18 protein-coding genes are annotated in these 16,015 nt (G+C 68.9%); 3 read left to right on the plus strand and 15 right to left on the minus strand.

The window, feature by feature from the left end; translation table 11 throughout:
- Window positions 1-7: 7 nt before the first annotated feature.
- From MSZK_RS19835 to recO, 6 genes are read right to left on the minus strand one after another with little or no spacing between them, the layout of a single operon-like run.
- Window positions 8-640 carry an LUD domain-containing protein gene (locus MSZK_RS19835; protein WP_099250377.1) on the minus strand — a complete coding sequence of 211 codons (633 nt, stop codon included), beginning with the start codon at window positions 638-640 and terminating at the stop codon, window positions 8-10.
- Window positions 637-2,136 carry a LutB/LldF family L-lactate oxidation iron-sulfur protein gene (locus MSZK_RS19840; protein ID WP_099250378.1) on the minus strand — a complete coding sequence of 500 codons (1,500 nt, stop codon included), beginning with the start codon at window positions 2,134-2,136 and terminating at the stop codon, window positions 637-639. The genes MSZK_RS19835 and MSZK_RS19840 overlap by 4 nt, the downstream gene beginning before the upstream one ends.
- Window positions 2,133-2,876, minus strand: coding sequence for a (Fe-S)-binding protein (locus MSZK_RS19845; RefSeq protein WP_099250379.1), 744 nt, complete (start codon window positions 2,874-2,876; stop codon window positions 2,133-2,135). The genes MSZK_RS19840 and MSZK_RS19845 overlap by 4 nt, the downstream gene beginning before the upstream one ends.
- 12 nt (window positions 2,877-2,888) lie before the next feature.
- Window positions 2,889-3,275, minus strand: a complete 387-nt coding sequence (locus tag MSZK_RS19850) for a hypothetical protein (protein WP_099250380.1) — start codon at window positions 3,273-3,275, stop codon at window positions 2,889-2,891.
- A gap of 4 nt (window positions 3,276-3,279) precedes the next feature.
- On the minus strand, window positions 3,280-4,188 hold the full coding sequence (locus tag MSZK_RS19855) for a decaprenyl diphosphate synthase (protein WP_099250427.1): 909 nt from the start codon (window positions 4,186-4,188) through the stop codon (window positions 3,280-3,282).
- A complete protein-coding gene (gene recO / locus MSZK_RS19860; RefSeq protein ID WP_099250381.1) occupies window positions 4,154-4,975 on the minus strand; it encodes a DNA repair protein RecO in 822 nt (273 codons plus the stop codon). Before recO ends, MSZK_RS19855 begins: the two co-directional genes overlap by 35 nt.
- Before the next feature lie 64 nt (window positions 4,976-5,039).
- Here recO and MSZK_RS19865 point away from each other — a divergent pair, with 64 nt between their 5' ends.
- Both MSZK_RS19865 and MSZK_RS19870 read left to right on the plus strand, forming a co-directional pair.
- On the plus strand, window positions 5,040-6,494 hold the full coding sequence (locus MSZK_RS19865; RefSeq protein ID WP_099250382.1) for an amidase: 1,455 nt from the start codon (window positions 5,040-5,042) through the stop codon (window positions 6,492-6,494).
- Between the two features lie 87 nt (window positions 6,495-6,581).
- Window positions 6,582-6,974 carry a limonene-1,2-epoxide hydrolase family protein gene (locus MSZK_RS19870; RefSeq protein ID WP_099250383.1) on the plus strand — a complete coding sequence of 131 codons (393 nt, stop codon included), beginning with the start codon at window positions 6,582-6,584 and terminating at the stop codon, window positions 6,972-6,974.
- A gap of 4 nt (window positions 6,975-6,978) precedes the next feature.
- Here the strand turns inward: MSZK_RS19870 and era are convergent, their stop codons facing one another.
- From era to MSZK_RS19905, 7 genes are all read right to left on the minus strand, one after another.
- A complete protein-coding gene (era, locus tag MSZK_RS19875; RefSeq protein ID WP_099250384.1) occupies window positions 6,979-7,881 on the minus strand; it encodes a GTPase Era in 903 nt (300 codons plus the stop codon).
- Entirely contained in the window at window positions 7,878-8,198 is a 321-nt protein-coding gene (locus MSZK_RS19880) for a cytidine deaminase (RefSeq protein WP_099250385.1), read from the minus strand. The genes era and MSZK_RS19880 overlap by 4 nt, the downstream gene beginning before the upstream one ends.
- Window positions 8,191-9,483: a hemolysin family protein gene (locus MSZK_RS19885; protein ID WP_099250386.1), complete on the minus strand. Its 1,293-nt coding sequence runs from the start codon at window positions 9,481-9,483 to the stop codon at window positions 8,191-8,193. Before MSZK_RS19885 ends, MSZK_RS19880 begins: the two co-directional genes overlap by 8 nt.
- Window positions 9,480-10,016, minus strand: a complete 537-nt coding sequence (ybeY, locus tag MSZK_RS19890) for an rRNA maturation RNase YbeY (RefSeq protein WP_099250387.1) — start codon at window positions 10,014-10,016, stop codon at window positions 9,480-9,482. The genes MSZK_RS19885 and ybeY overlap by 4 nt, the downstream gene beginning before the upstream one ends.
- A 12-nt stretch (window positions 10,017-10,028) precedes the next feature.
- A complete protein-coding gene (locus MSZK_RS19895) occupies window positions 10,029-11,057 on the minus strand; it encodes a PhoH family protein (protein WP_371411368.1) in 1,029 nt (342 codons plus the stop codon).
- 82 nt (window positions 11,058-11,139) lie between these two features.
- Entirely contained in the window at window positions 11,140-11,556 is a 417-nt protein-coding gene (locus MSZK_RS19900) for a nuclear transport factor 2 family protein (protein WP_099250389.1), read from the minus strand.
- Window positions 11,553-12,791, minus strand: coding sequence for a cytochrome P450 (locus MSZK_RS19905; RefSeq protein ID WP_099250390.1), 1,239 nt, complete (start codon window positions 12,789-12,791; stop codon window positions 11,553-11,555). Before MSZK_RS19905 ends, MSZK_RS19900 begins: the two co-directional genes overlap by 4 nt.
- Before the next feature lie 118 nt (window positions 12,792-12,909).
- Between MSZK_RS19905 and MSZK_RS19910 the strand changes: the two genes are divergently transcribed.
- A complete protein-coding gene (locus MSZK_RS19910) occupies window positions 12,910-14,097 on the plus strand; it encodes a LuxR C-terminal-related transcriptional regulator (RefSeq protein WP_099250391.1) in 1,188 nt (395 codons plus the stop codon).
- Between the two features lie 3 nt (window positions 14,098-14,100).
- Here MSZK_RS19910 and MSZK_RS19915 read toward each other — a convergent pair whose 3' ends face one another.
- Both MSZK_RS19915 and dnaJ read right to left on the minus strand, forming a co-directional pair.
- Window positions 14,101-14,853 carry a 16S rRNA (uracil(1498)-N(3))-methyltransferase gene (locus MSZK_RS19915; RefSeq protein WP_099250392.1) on the minus strand — a complete coding sequence of 251 codons (753 nt, stop codon included), beginning with the start codon at window positions 14,851-14,853 and terminating at the stop codon, window positions 14,101-14,103.
- 3 nt (window positions 14,854-14,856) lie between these two features.
- Window positions 14,857-15,996, minus strand: coding sequence for a molecular chaperone DnaJ (gene dnaJ, locus MSZK_RS19920; RefSeq protein ID WP_099250393.1), 1,140 nt, complete (start codon window positions 15,994-15,996; stop codon window positions 14,857-14,859).
- Window positions 15,997-16,015: the final 19 nt, after the last annotated feature.

Here is a 16,015-nt window from a genome sequence, read left to right on the forward strand (position 1 = left end):
CCAGGACCTAGCCCGCGACGACGACGTACAGCGTGCGCGGACCGTGCACGCCTTCGACCCGGTCCAGTTCGATGTCGCTCGTGGCGCTCGGCCCGCTGATCCAGGTCAACGGCCGGGTGTGGCTACCGAGGTCGACCAGGCGGCTCACCGCCTCCGGCACATCGGTGACGATCTGGCCCGCAGCCACCACACAGACGTGGACGTCCGGGATGAGGCTGAGCTCCCGGCGACCCTGCCCGGGACCGTGATCCAGCACGATCGTGCCGGTGTTGGCGACCGCCACGGTCGCCGTGGTGACCACGGCGTCGACCGCGTCGAGCTGCGTGGCGTCGAGTCCGTCGTCGACCACCCAGGTGGCCGGGCCGGCACCACCCCACCGAGAACGCACCAGTGCGTCACCCACCACGGACGTGGCCCCGACGGCGGCCAGCGCATCGGCCACAGCGGCCGCAACGACTTCCGGGTCGACCCGCACCACCGTGGCGCGGTAGTCGGCGACCCTTTCGATGAAGCGCTCGACGACATCCTGTCCGCCGGTGGAAACCGGCGCACCGTAGACCCACTGGGCTTGCGGCGGCTGTGGCCGGTCGGCCAGCGCGGACCGAATCCGGCCGAGGATCTGCTGTCGCGCGCCGCTCACCGATCCTCCTCCGTGCGACCGCCGTCGGTACGCTCCCACCAGGACCGGAAGGATTCGGTGGGCGGCACCGGGGTGTCCCTGGCGCTCGACCAGCCGCCGGCCGGCCCGGGCAGAGAGCGCAACATCTCCTTGCCGCCCAGCACCCGGCTGCGCAACGCGCGGCCGCCGAGCGCCGCCGCGCCCTGTGCCGCTTCCAGGCGGCGATGGTCGGCGAACACCCAACTCGCCGCCTTCATCGCCAGTTCCTCGGCCGACGGCACACCGCCGCGCGCCTCGTCGACCACCCTGGTACGCAGATGCACAAGCAGCGACGGGATGTCGATCCGCACCGGGCAGACATCGAAACAGGCCCCGCACAGACTCGACGCATACGGCAGTGACTTGTCGACATCGCTTGTCGTACCCCGTAATTGGGGCGTCAGCACCGCACCGATCGGGCCCGGATACACCGAACCGTAGGCATGCCCGCCCGCCCGCTCGTAGACCGGGCACACGTTCAGGCACGCCGAGCAGCGGATGCAGCGCAGGGCCTGGCGGCCCACCGTGTCGGCCAGCGCGTCGGTGCGCCCGTTGTCCAGCAGCACGATGTGCATGTCGCGCGGGCCGTCGCCGCCGGTGGGACCGGTCCAGATCGAGGTGTAGGGGTTCTCCCGTTCGCCGGTGCTGCTGCGCGGCAGAACCTGCAGGAACACCTCGAGATCACGCCAGGCCGGCAGCATTTTCTCGATGCCGACCACCGAGATCAGGGTCTCCGGCAGGGTCAGGCACATCCGGCCGTTGCCCTCCGATTCGACCACCACCAGGCTGCCCGTCTCGGCGATGGCGAAGTTGGCGCCCGACACTGCGACCTTGGCGCGCAAGAACTTCTCCCGCAGATGCAGCCGGGCGGCTTCGGCCAGCCGGCGCGGCTCGTCGGTCAGATCCGCGGGAGCGGGCTTGCCGACCTTGCCCATCTCGCGCAGGAAGATCTGGCGCACCTCCGCGCGATTGCGGTGGATCGCCGGTACCAGAATGTGGCTGGGCCAGTCGTCGCCGAGCTGCACGATCAGCTCGGCGAGATCGGTTTCCCAGGCCTCGATCCCGGCGGCCGCCAGTGCGTCGTTGAGCTCGATCTCCTGGGTGGCCATCGACTTGACCTTGACCACCTCACCAGCGCCGGTCGCCGAGACGAGGTCGACGACGATCCGGTTGGCCTCTTCGGCGTCACGTGCCCAGTGCACGGTGGCACCGGCCGCGACGGCATTGGCCTCGAACTGCTCCAGGTACTCGTCGAGACGGGCCAGCGTGCGGTCCTTGATCTCCTCGGCCGCCCGCCGCAGGTCTTCCCAGTTGTCCACTTCGCCGACCACGGCCGCGCGTTTGGCGCGGATGATGCCAGTGGCGTGGGTAAGGTTGCGCCGTTGCACCGAATTCTGCAGTGCCGCTTTGGCTGCCGCGGGGAACTTCGGGGTACCCAGGAATGCCTTGGTGACCCCGACGTGCGGATGCCCGCTCACGATGCGTCGCCTTCGGTGGCCGCGAGAACTTCGGCCAGGTGCATGACCCGCACTCCGCTGCGCTGTCGCGACAGCATCCCGCCGATCTGGGCCAGGCACGAATTATCGCCTGCCACAAGCACTTCAGCGCCGGAATCCTTGACGTTGCGGGCCTTGTCGGCTCCCATCGACACCGACACGTCGGCGTTCTTCACCGAGAACGTGCCGCCGAAGCCACAGCACTGGTCGGCGGCCGGCAGGTCGACGAGGTCGATGCCCCGGACCGCACGCAGCAGTTGCAGCGGCCGGTCCCCCACCCGCAGCATCCGCAGCGAGTGGCAGGTCGGGTGATAGGTGACCCGGTGCGGGAAATATGCTCCCACATCGGTGACCCCCAGCACGTCGACGAGGAATTCGGACAACTCGTAGACCCGGGGCGCCAGAGCGGAGACCGCCGCCGCGAGGCCGGCGTCACCGGAGCGCGCCGCCACATCGCGGTGCTGGTGGCGCACCGAGCCGACACAGGACCCCGACGGCGCCACCACGGCATCGCAGGCGGTGAACGCGTCCACGAATCGGCGCACGGCGGGAATCGCCTCGGCGGCGTACCCGGTATTGGTGAACATCTGGCCACAACAGGTCTGCTCGGGCGGGAAGACCGGATGGCAGCCCAACCGGCGCAGCAACCGCACCACCGCCTTGGGGGTCTGCGGCCACATCGTGTCGTTGTAACAGGTCGCGAAGACAGCCACCTTCCGCATGGCGCCGGCTCCCTACCCCGTCAGCGCGCGGCGGGCGTCGGCCCCGCCGGCCAGCACCATCAGCACCAGCGTCTGCAACGCGTGATCGGTGAGGCCCTCGCCGGGAAAGTTGTAGCGCAGCATCACATCGCCGCGCTTGCCGGGTTGTTCGACGAACGTCACCGTCCCGAGCATCGTGGATTGTGCTTGGGCGGCAACCCGTTTGCGTAGATCGGCGTTGACCGGCAGATCCCAGGCCAGCACCTGGGTGACCGACACCATCTCGATGTCCTCGGCAATGGTGACCGTCCGCAGCGAGGCGAAGGTCCCCTCATAGCGCACGGTCAGCGCGCCGTCGGACTCCACATCGACGGGCAGAACCGCCGTCAGCGCCTCGGCCAGGCGCGCATCCAGGCCCACGAGATCACGCCCGGCCGAAGCGCCGGTTCCGTTCGGCGTACTCCTCGCATGCCGCCCACAGATCACGCCGGTCGTAGTCGGGCCAGAGCTTGTCCTGGAACACGTATTCGGCGTAGGCCGCCTGCCACAACATGAAGTTGCTCGACCGCTGCTCCCCCGACGTCCTGATGAACAAATCCACGTCGGGGATGTCGGGCCGGTGCAGATGCTCGGCGATGGTGGCCTCGTTGACCCGTTCGGGATCAATCCGGCCTGCGACCGCATCGCGCGCGATTTGCCGTGCGGCTTCGGCGATTTCGGCCCGGCCGCCGTAGTTGACGCAGTAGTTCACCGTGATGACGTCGTTGTCCGTCGTCATGTTCTCGGCGATGTCGAATTCCTTGATGACGCTGCGCCACATCCGCGCCCGCGAGCCGACCCAGCGCATCTGCACGCCCATGATGTCGAGGTTCTCCCGGCGGCGGCGCACCACCTCGCGGTTGAACCCCATCAGGAAGCGCACCTCTTCGGCACTGCGCCGCCAGTTCTCGGTGGAGAACGCGTAGACCGTCAGATGTTTGATGCCGATCTCGATGGCTCCGCAGGTGATGTCGATCAGGACCGCCTCACCCATCTTGTGGCCCTCGGTGCGGCTCAGCCCGCGCTGGGTGGCCCAGCGCCCGTTGCCGTCCATCACGACGGCGACGTGCTTGGGCATCTGGTCGGCCGGGATGGCCGGCGGCACGGCCTTGGAGGTGTGCTGGGGCGGGCGGCGCGGTCCTCCGCCGACCGCCGGCGGCAGCTCGGGGAACACCACCGGCCAGGTGCTGGTGTCGGGGAACACCGGGTAGTCGTCGGGCGCCGGGGGCAGCTGCGGAAATTGATCCTTCCGCTTGCGTTCAGCCCCCCGCCACGAGCTGGTGACCCGGTTCATCGCCATGGGCCTCATCCTGCCTGAACACCTCCTTACCGTGGTTGGCGGGCTGCCGGTAGACACGCTCCACCAACGGCAGGGTCCGCAGCTGGCGCTCCAGATGCCACTGCAGGTGCGCCGCCACCAAACCGCTGGCATGGCTGCGGTGCGACGGCGACGATGCCTCCGCGGCCGCCCAGTCGCCGTCGTGCAGTGCCGACATCAGGTCGAGCACCGCCTGCGGCGGGGTCGTCGAACCGGACGGCCGACAGTGCATACACACGCTGCCACCAGCGGCGACGTGGAAGGCCCGGTGCGGGCCCGGGGCCGCACAGCGGGCACATTCGACCAACGCGGGCGCCCATCCGGCGATGCCCATCGCCCGCAGCAGGTAGGCGTCCAAGACCAGCTCACGTGGGCGGGTGCCGTCGGCCACCGCGCGTAAGGCGCCGACGGTGAGCCGATGCAGCGCCGGGGCGGGGGCGCGCTCCTCCCCGGCGAGCCGCTCGGCGGTTTCCAGGACGGCACAAGCGCTGGTGTAGCGGCCGTAGTCGCTGACGATGTCGGTGGCGAAGGCATCGATGGAGACCACCTGGGTGACGATGTCCAGATTGCGGCCGGGATGCAGTTGGACGTCGATGTGTGCGAACGGCTCCAGCCGGGAGCCGAACTTACTGCGGGTGCGGCGCACCCCCTTGGCGACGGCGCGGACCAGACCGTGGTCGCGGGTCAGCAGGGTGACGATGCGGTCAGCCTCGCCGAGCTTGTGCTGACGCAGCACGACAGCCCGATCCCGATACAACCGCATCTGAGAAGTTTCCCACCGCAATGCGACATACGCGCGGACGCGCGCCGTTAGTCTCGACGTCGCCATGACAGCTCGCGCGCCTTTGAGCGGGCCGCCGCGGTTTCCCACCATCGGCGAGCAGCTCTATCAGCTGGCCAGCGGCACGGTGACCTCCGCCGAGCTGGTCCGCCGGTCGCTGCGCGCGATCACGGCCAGCCAGTCCACCCTCAACGCGTTCCGGGTGGTGCTCACCGAGTCCGCCCTGGCCGACGCCGCCGAGGCCGACCGCCGCCGGGCCGCCGGCGACCAGGCGCCCCTGCTGGGTGTCCCGATCGCGGTCAAGGACGACGTGGACATCGCCGGGGTGCCGACCTCCTTCGGCACCGCCGGGCCCGTCGCACCGGCCACCGAGGACTGCGAAGTCGTCCGCCGGCTGCGGGTGGCCGGCGCGGTGATCGTGGGCAAGACGAACTGCTGTGAACTCGGCCAGTGGCCGTTCACCGGCGGACCCGCATTCGGTCATACCCGAAATCCCTGGTCGCGCAAGCACACCCCGGGCGGGTCGTCGGGCGGGAGCGCGGCGGCGGTCGCGGCCGGCCTGGTGGCCGCGGCCATCGGCTCAGACGGAGCGGGCAGTGTGCGGGTGCCGGCCGCCTGGACTCACCTCGTCGGCATCAAGCCGCAGCGCGGCCGCATCTCGACCTGGCCGCTGCGGGACCCGTTCAACGGGATCACGGTCAACGGGGTGCTGGCGCGCACGGTCGCCGACGCGGCCCTGGTGCTCGACGCCGTATCGGGTAACGCCGAGGACGACCTGCACAAACCCCCGCCGGTGCGGACCTCCGACCACGTCGGCATCGCCCCCGGGCCGCTGAAGATCGCGCTGTCCACCAGGTTTCCGTTCACCTTTTTCCGGGCCCGGCTGCATCCTGAGATCCGGGCGGCGCTGACCACGGTCGCCGACCAGCTCGGCATGCTCGGCCACACCGTGATGGAGGGCAATCCCAACTACGGGCTGCGGCTGCCGCTGACGTTTCTGCCCCGCTCCACCGCCGGGCTGCTGGACTGGGCCGATCGGCTCGGCGACGACGTGGCGTTCGATCCGAGAACCGAGGCGAACATACGGATGGGCCGGCTGCTGTCGGGAGCGATGTTGCGCCGGGCCAAGGCCAGCGAGCCCATGCTGCACCACCGCGTCGGGCAGATCTTCCGCTCGGTCGACGTCGTCCTGGCCCCGACCACTGCACAGCCGCCGCCACCGGCCCGCAGATTCGACGACCTCGGACCCGCTGGCACCGATCGCGCGATGATCGCGGCCTGCCCGGTCACATTCCCGTGGAACGTGCTGGGCTGGCCGTCGATCAACATCCCGGCCGGCTTCACCTCCGCCGGTCTGCCGATCGGCGTGCAATTGATGGGCCCGGCCAACAGCGAACCCCTGCTGATCTCGCTGGCCGCCGAGCTGGAGGCGATCAACGGCTGGGCCGGCAAGCAGCCGGAGATCTGGTGGAACACCCCGATGCCCGCTGACGGCGACTGATGTCCAGCGGCGATACGGCACAAAACCCGGCATGAATAGCCATTACGGGTAATTGTGGTGACACAAGTACGTTGGTAGTACTGACCAATGGTCGACACCAAAGAAGCAAGCGAGAAACTGGTCCGGGACTTTCTCGGATCGTGGGAGGACCGCGACCTCGAGGTCATCTGCAGCGCGTTCGCCGACGATGCGGTCTATCACAACGTCCCCGTCGCCCCGATCGAGGGCATCGCCGGAATCCGCGCGATCTTCGGCGCGTTCCTGGACGCGTTCGCCGAGGCCAAGCTCGACATCGTCACGCTCGCCGCCGAGCCGGGCCTGGTGCTCGTCGAACGCATCGACTACTTCACGATGACCGACGGCCGCGAGGTCGTGTTGCCGGTCAACGGGGTGTTCGAGGTGCGCGAGGGCAAGATCGTCCGGTTCAGCGACTACTTCGATCTCGCCGACTTCGAACAGCAGAGTGGGTTCACGCTCTGAGGGGTTAAAACCCCAGCCGGCCAAGCTGTTTGGGATCACGCTGCCAGTTCTTGGCGATCTTGACCCGCAGGTCGAGGTAGACCTTGGTGCCGAGCAGCTTCTCGATCTGGGTTCGGGCCACGGTGCCGACCTCCTTGAGCCGGGCCCCGCCCTTGCCGATCACGATCCCCTTCTGGCTGTCCCGCTCGACATAGAGCACGGCGTGCACGTCGATCAGGTCGTCGCGGTCGGGCCTTTCCTCGATCTCCTCGATCACCACCGCCAGCGAGTGCGGCAACTCGTCGCGCACCCCTTCCAGCGCAGCCTCCCGGATCAACTCGGCCATGAGCACCTCTTCGGGCTCGTCGGTGAGTTCGCCGTCGGGATAGAACGCCGGCCCGGGCGGCAGCTGAGCGGCCAGCACGTCGATCAGGACGTCGACCTGGTCGCCTCTGGTGGCCGACACCGGCACGATCTCGGCCGCGGTGTCGCCGACGAGTTCCTGCACGGCGATCAGCTGCTCGGCCACCCGATCCCTGCTGACCTTGTCGATCTTGGTGACGATGACCACCAGCGTGGTCCTGGGCGCAACCTCGCGGATCTGTTCGTAGATCCACCGGTCGCCGGGGCCGATGGCCTCGTCGGCGGGAATGCACAGCCCGATGACGTCGACCTCCGAATACGTGTCGCGCACCAGGTCGTTGAGCCGCTTGCCCAGCAGGGTGCGCGGCCGGTGCAGGCCGGGTGTGTCGACCAGCACGATCTGGAACTCCGGGCGGTGCACGATGCCGCGGATGGTGTGCCGGGTGGTCTGCGGTCGGTTGGACGTGATCGCCACCTTGGCGCCGACCAGCGCGTTGGTCAATGTCGACTTTCCGGTGTTGGGCCTGCCGACCAGGCAGACGAAGCCGGACCGGAACTCGCTCACTTCGGTGCCCCGGAACGGTCGGTCACGATGATCGCCGCACCCGGCGACAGCTCCGTGACGGCCGCGACACCGTCGTCGTCGGCCGATCCGCCGACCAGCACGGCCGCCTCGAAACCCGTTGCCCCACTGGACACCGCCGCAGCGACGGCGGCCTGCAGGCCGGTCAGCCGCAACGCCGACAACCCGACGGGAGCGCCGGCGTAGGTGCGCCCATCGAGGTCGCGCACCGCGGCGGCCTCGGCGGTCTCCGCCCGCGCCATCGCACCGCGCGCGAGCACCACCAGCTTGGCGTCCTCGGCCTCCAGCGGGTCACTCATCCTCGTCGCCTCTCTCCAGCTCGGTGCGGCTGACCAGCACGGTGCCGATCCGCACCCGGCCCCGGTGATCGGATCCGCCCTCGGCTTGCAGCCGCAGCCCGTGCGAAACCACCTCGGCGCCGGGCAGCGGGACCCTGCCGAGTTCGAGGGCCAGCAGTCCGCCGACGGTGTCGACGTCGAGATCCTCTTCGAACTCGATGTGGTAAAGCTCGCCGACGTCCTGGATCGGCAGCCGGGCTGACACCCGGAACTTGTTGTCGCCCAGTTCCTCCACCGGCGCCACCTCGTCGGTGTCGTACTCGTCGGCGATCTCACCGACGATCTCCTCGAGGACGTCCTCGATGGTGACCAGACCGGCGATTGCACCGTACTCGTCGACCAGCAGGGCCATGTGGTTACGGTCGCGCTGCATCTCGCGCAACAGCTCGTCGAGCGGCTTGGAATCGGGAACGAACACCGGCGGACGCATGATGTCGGACACCGTGGTACCCCGGCCGCTGTCGGACGAGTAGTAGGTGCGCTGGACGAGGTCCTTGAGGTAGACCACACCGATGACGTCGTCGACGTTCTCGCCGATCACCGGGATGCGGGAGTGTCCACTGCGCACCGCCAACGAGGTCGCTTGGCTTGCGGTCTTGTCGCTTTCGATCCACACCATCTCGGTGCGCGGCACCATCACCTCGCGCGCGGCGGTGTCGCCGAGTTCGAATACCGACTGGATCATCCGACGCTCGTCGTCGGCCACCACGCCGCGCTGCTGAGCCAGATCCACCACCTCGCGCAGCTCGATCTCGGAGGCGAAAGGTCCGTTGCGGAATCCGCGGCCCGGCGTCAGCGCGTTGCCGATCAGGATCAGCAGTCGGCTGATCGGGGCCAGCAACACCGAGATCGCCTGCAGCGGAACCGCTGACGCGAGCGCGATGGTGTAGGCGTTCTGCCTGCCGATGGTGCGCGGCCCCACCCCCATCGCCACAAAGCTGGCCACCGTCATGATCGCGGCCGCCGCCACCAGCCCCCAGGTCAGGCCGAGGTCATCCCACAAGAACGCGACCAGCAGCACCGTCGCCGCCGCCTCGCACGCGATCCGCAGCAGCACAACAAGATTGATGTAGCGCGGCCGCTCCGCCATGATTCGGGCCAGCCGCAGCGCACCGGGCCGCTCGTCGCGGACCAGTTCCTCGACCCGCGCGATCGATACCGTGCTGATCGCGGCGTCGATGGCGGCGAACAGTCCGCCCAGCGCAATCAGTGCGATCGCGCCGAGCAGCGCACTCCACCCGGTCACGACTCGTCGAAGTATCGCGACTTGTCCAGCAGCCGACGATCCTTCTCGAACTGCCGATCCTGGTGGTAAGCCTCGACCTGCTCGGCCACCCACTCTTCGAGCAGCCGGCGTTGCAGGTCGAACATTTCCTTTTCCTCGTCAGGTTCGGCGTGGTCGTAGCCCAGCAGATGCAGCACACCGTGCACGGTCAAAAGGGCCAGCTCCTGGCCGAGGCTGTGCCCGGCAGCTTTGGCCTGGTCGGCGGCGAATTGGGGGCACAGCACGATGTCACCGAGCATCGACGGCCCCGGCTCGGGTGCGTCGGGGCGCCCGCCGGGCTCCAGCTCATCCATCGGGAAGCTCATCACGTCGGTGGGCCCGGGCAGGTCCATCCACCGCATGTGCAGGTCGGCCATCGCGTTGGTGTCCAGCAACACCATGGACAGCTCTGCGGCCGGATTGACGTCCATCCGGCGAATCACGAAGCGCGCGACGCTGATCAATTCCTCTTCGGAAACGTCGAGGCCGGATTCGTTGGATACCTCGATGGTCATGTCGGCACTCTCCTAGCGCCGCGTCGAGCGGCGTTGGGAGCGGTTCATCAGCGCCGGCTGCTCGGCCTTGGCATAGGCGTCGACGATCTCCGACACCAGCCGGTGGCGCACCACGTCGGCGCTGGTCAGCTCGGCGAAGTGGATGTCGTCGATCCCGTCGAGGATGTCCATCGCCGCGCGCAGACCCGAGCGCGCGCCGCCGGGCAAGTCGACCTGGGTGGCGTCACCGGTGACGACGATCTTGGAGCCGAACCCGAGCCGGGTGAGGAACATCTTCATCTGCTCGGCGGTGGTGTTCTGTGCCTCGTCGAGAATGATGAACGCATCGTTGAGCGAGCGGCCGCGCATGAAGGCCAGCGGCGCGACCTCGATCACCCCGGAGCTCAACAGGTTGGGAATGGCCGCTGGATCCATCATGTCGTGCAGGGCGTCGTACAACGGCCGCAGGTAGGGATCGATCTTCTCGGTCAGCGTGCCGGGCAGGAAACCAAGGCGCTCACCGGCTTCCACCGCGGGGCGGGTGAGGATGATCCGGGTGACCTGTTTGGTCTGCAACGCGTTGACCGCCTTGGCCATGGCCAGGTAGGTCTTGCCGGTGCCCGCCGGACCGATGCCGAACACGATGGTGTGCGCGTCGATGGCGTCGACATAGCGCTTCTGGTTGAGCGTCTTGGGCCGAATCGTCTTGCCGCGCCGGGACAGGATGTCCAGCGTCAGCACCTCGGCCGGGGACTCGTTGTCCGCACCGGCGACCATGCCGATGCTGCGGCGCACCGCGTCCGGCGACAGGGTCTGGCCGCCGGCCACGATCGCGATGAGTTCGGAGAGCACCCGTTCGGCCATGGCGACATCGGCCGCGTCACCGGACAGGGTGACAGTGTTTCCCCGGACGTGCAGGTCGGCGGAGAGGCCGCGTTCGAGTGCGCGCAGGTTCTCGTCGGCGGAACCCAGCAGGCCCACGACGAGGTCGGGCGGAACAGTCATGCTGCTGCGCACCTGGCTGTCATCAGGGCGAGCAGCGGTCGTCTCGCGGGGCGTCACGTGGTCTTCGAAGCCTGCTTCCTGGGTTCTCGGTCAGATCTGTTAGCCCAGTTTACCGCCCGCCGGGCGCGCCTCCCACCCGTTAATCCGCACTCCGGGTGAACGCGTCATGGGTCAGCGCCGAGTTCATGAAGTCGCGAAAGTGCAGCCACTTGCCGTTTCGCAGCGTGATGATGTGTGCGAACTCCGATTCCCAGGTGTGTCCGGTGGCCGGCCGCAGAAACGTCTGGTGCCCCCAGACCGCCAGGTTGTCGCCGTCGCCGATGAACAGCCACGGTTCCATCGCCGTGATCTGGATGTGGCTGCCGACGATGGTGAAGAACTCGACCGCCGCCTGTATCCCGCGGTAATCCCCGGCATACGGGATCGCATCACTGCCGTAGTAGGTGATCCGGACGTCGGGATCCATATGGCTCAGCGCGGTCTGGAGGTCGCCGGCCGGGACGGCGGCGTAGATCGCCTTGGTCGCGGCGATGTTGCCGCTCTCGGTGGCGGTCATCGGGCCAGCTGCAGCGGCAGCCGGACGAAGCCGTGGGTGAGCAGGCTGGCGGTCTGGCGCACGCCGGGCTCCTCGGACAGCCCGATCACCGAGTACCGGTCCAGCACCGCGTTGACCACCGCGAACACCTCCAGCCGGGCCAGCGGCGCGCCCAGGCAGAAATGCAGCCCGTGGCCGAAGGCCAGATGCTGACGGATGTTGGGACGGTCCAGGTCCAGTCGTTCGGGGTCTTCGAAGACGGCCGGGTCGTGATTGGCCGACCCGAAGAACAGCGCCACCCAGTCCCCCTTCTTGATCGCGGCCCCGTCGATCTCGACGTCGCGGGTCGCGATGCGGAACAGCCGCTGCGGGCCGGTGAGCCGGGCGACCTCCTCGATGAACGTGTTCAGCAGCGAGCGGTCGGCCCGCAGCCGGGCGGTCACCGCAGGCTCACGGGCCATCGCGTGCAGCACGCTGCCGATCAGATAGGTCGTCGTCTCGCTGCCGGCCACCACCAGCGTCACGCAGAACCGCACCACCTCTTCAGGAGTGAGCCGCCGCCCGTCGAGCTCGGCCCGCAGCAGCGCCGAGATGAGATCCTCGGCATCCTCGACATCTTGCGAATCATCAACCTGTGCAAGCTTTTCGATGACCCGTTCGGTAAACGCCGTGACCATCTCCATGTTGCTGGCCATCCGCTCCTCGGGGGTCATCGCCGAGGAGAGCATGAACGCGTTGGCCCAGTTCTTGAACCGGACGTGGTCGCCTTCGGGAAGCCCCAGCAGCCGCACCATCGCCCGGGTGGGCACCTCGTCGGCGAATTCCATGACGTCGGGGTCGCCCGCACCGCGGCGGGCGTCGAAATCGGCGAGTAGCACCGGCACCAGTTCGGCGAGCCAGCCCTCGAGCCGGCGGATCCGCCGTGGCGAGAACGCCTGGCTGACCAGTTTGCGTTCGCCGGTGTGGGCGGGCGGGTCGGTGTTGACCAGCATCAGGCTCGGCGCCGAGGACGCCTCCTGGATCGGGTCGCGCGAGGAGAACGTCTCGCTGTCACGCGCCGCGGCGAACACCTGGTCGTAGCGGAACAGCGCCCAGGCGGTGACCGGCTCGTCGGCGCCTGGCACGGTGCCCGGCGGCCAGTCCCGGTAGCCCGCCACCGGCGAGGAGTCCCGCAGTTGCTCGTAGAGCGGGTACGGGTTGGCGATCCCCTCCGGAGTGGTCAACAACTGGAGCGCGGAAGCGGTGGTCGAGGTCATGTGAACAGCCTCATTGCTGGTAGGTGGCCCGGTCGATCTCCCGATGGAGGTCAGTTGCGCCCCCGACCGGGCGGTTTTGCCACTACAGCCCCGATCGCGGTGAGACGATCGGCTCACTGTGACCTCCACCACTGACTCGCTCGACGCCCTCCCGGTGACCGCGCTGACCGACGGAAACCATCCCGGCTGGGCCTCCAAGCAACCACCGACCAGCGCGGTGGCCCGCCGCTACGACGAGGCCTGCCGGCTCGGGATCGTCGAACGCGCCGACGACCCGATCCGCGCCGTCGCCGACACCGTCGACACGCACGCCTCCCGGGTCCGTGAAGCCCTCGAAGCTCTCGGCGACGAAGCAGCACTGGCCGCGCTGGAGGCGGTGCTCGATCTGTCGCTGCTGGAGCGCCAGCTGATCGAGGACAGCGCCCGGCGCCGAACCCTGGCACTGCTGCGGGTGCAGGAAGGGCTGTCCAAACTTCGCGGGATCGACGAAGTCGCCAAGATCGTCGACCGCGCCCCACGCGAACTCGTCGAGTCGTGCGGGTTCGATCGCGCGGTGCTCTTCCGGGTGCACGAGGGCCGCATGGTGATGGAGTCGGCGTACTTCGGCGACGATGTCGAGGGCGCCGAGAAGATGGTCGCCTTCGCACAATCGGTCGCGCCGCCGCTGGACCACATGCTGCTCGAGACGCAGATGATCCGCAGGCACGCACCGGAAATCGTGCGCGACGCCCGTAACGACCCCCGCGTCAACCGTCCGATCATCGACTTCTCGCTGACCCATTCCTACGTCGCGGCGCCGGTCATGCCGACCGGTCGGGTGATCGGGTTCCTGCACGCCGACCGGCTCTATTCCGGGCGCACGGTCGACGAGATCGATCGCGACACGGTGTGGGCGTTCGCCGAGGGGTTCGGCTATGCCTTCGAGCGCACCGTGCTGATGGAACGGATGCGCCGACAGCACGCCGAGGTGCGCAGCGCGCTGGCGACTGCCGAGCAGGCCGCGCAGGCGTTGCAGGATGCCGACCTGGAACTGCGCAAGGTCGAACCGGCCGAGCGCAGTCCGGCCAGCCGCCGGCTGGCCGAGGTGGAGTCGCGGGTGCACGACATGCTGACTCGCCGGGAGGCCGAGGTGCTGCGGTTGATGGCCGACGGCCGGACCAATCAGCAGATCGCCGACGAGCTGGTGATCACCCCGGGGACGGTGAAGTCGCACGTCAAGCGGGTGCTGCGCAAGCTGCACGCCAGCAACCGCGCCGAGGCCGCGTCGATCTACGCGCGCCTGGCGGCCCGGCCCGATCCGGTCTGATCGTCAGCCGATCGACCAGCGGTCGGTCAGCACACCCAGCGCACCGAGGGCGACCGCCGCGGCACTCGTGGTGCGCAGCACCGTGGGACCAAGCCGCACCGCGGTTGCCCCGGCCGCCACCAGCGCGTCGAGCTCACCGTCGCTGATCCCGCCCTCGGGGCCCACGATCAGCATGATCGAATCCGCCTGCGCCAGCGGCAATTGCGCCAACGGCCGGTCGGCGGATTCATGCAGAGCGAGCACGATCCCGCCGGTGCCGGCGTATTCGGCGACCCGCGTCACCAGAGCGGAGGTCGACACCGGACCGGCGATGTCCGGGATATAGGCCCGTCGCGACTGGCGGGCGGCTGAGCGTGCCACTGCGCGCCAGCGCCGCAATCCCTTCTCGGCCCGTTCGCCGTCCCAGCGCGCCACACAGCGATCGGCCTGCCACGCGACGAAGTGGTCGGCGCCGGCCTCGGTGGCCAATTCGACCGCGAGCTCCGAACGCTCGGACTTGGGGATGCCCTGCGCGACGGTCACGGCCGGCGTGGGCCGCGGCACCGTCGTGCATTCCAGCACCCGGGCAGAGAACCCGCGCTTGCCGGTCTCCTCGACCTCGCAGCGCGCCAGGGTGCCTGCGCCGTCGGAGAGCACCAGCGTCTCGCCCGGACGGATACGCCGCACCGTGGCCGCATGAAAGCCTTCGTCGCCCCCGACGACAGCGCACTGCCCGACCGCCGGGATGGCGTCGGCGTAGAACAGGGTGTCGGCCAACGCCTAACGGCCGCTGAACGTTTCGCGCAGCCGGTTGAACAGGCCGCCGGAGCCGGCGGTCGCGGCATGCGTGGACTTGACCTCGGGTTCAGCATGGCTGCGCGTCTTGAATTCGGCGAGCAGTTCCTTGGCCCGCGCGTCGAGCTTGCCGGGCACGGTCACCTCGATGTGCGCGTGCAGGTTGCCGCGAACACCCGAGCGTAGGTGCGGCATCCCATGCCCGCGCAAAGTCACCACAGAGCCGGGCTGGGTGCCGGGCGCCACGGTGATCTCGGTGAGCCCGTCGAGGATGGCGTCGACGGTCACGGTGGTGCCGAGCGCCGCGTCGACCATCGGCACCGAGACGGTGCAGTGCAGATCGTCGCCGTCCCGGACGAAGATGTCGTGCTGCTGCTCGTGGACCTCGACGTACAGATCGCCCGCCGGACCGCCACCCGGACCGACCTCCCCCTGCGCGGCCAGCCGAACCCGCATCCCGTCGCCGACACCCGCAGGGATCTTCACACTGATCTCGCGGCGGGCCCGCACGCGACCGTCGCCGGCGCACCGGTGGCACGGGTCGGGGATCACCTCGCCGACGCCGCGACAGGTCGGGCACGGACGCGAGGTCATCACCTGACCGAGCAGCGAGCGCTGCACGGTCTGCACCTCGCCGCGGCCTCCGCACGTGTCGCAGGCAACCGGGGCCGAGTTGCCGTGGGTGCCCTTGCCCTGGCACACGTCGCACAGCACGGCGGTGTCGACGGTGACCTGTTTGGTGACGCCGGTCGCGCACTCGGCCAGGTCGAGCCGCATCCGCAGCAGCGAGTCCGACCCCGGGCGCACCCGGCCGATCGGGCCGCGCGATCCGCCGCCGCCGAAGAAGGCCTCGAACACGTCACCCAGCCCGCCGAACCCGCCAAACCCGTTGGCGGCCCCGCCCGCGCCTTCCAGCGGGTCGCCGCCGAGGTCGACGATGCGTCGCTTCTCCGGATCCGACAGCACCTCGTAGGCGGCGCTGATCTCCTTGAAGCGGTGCTGGGCCTCCTCGTCGGGGTTGACGTCGGGATGGAGTTCGCGGGCCAGCTTGCGATAGGCGCGCTTGATCTCCTGATCGCTGGCGCCCTTGCTCACCCCGAGCAGGCCGTAGTAGTCCCGTGCCACACTTGACCTTTCGAAATTC

Source organism: Mycobacterium sp. shizuoka-1 (assembly GCF_002723835.1).
Classification (GTDB): Bacteria; Actinomycetota; Actinomycetes; order Mycobacteriales; family Mycobacteriaceae; genus Mycobacterium.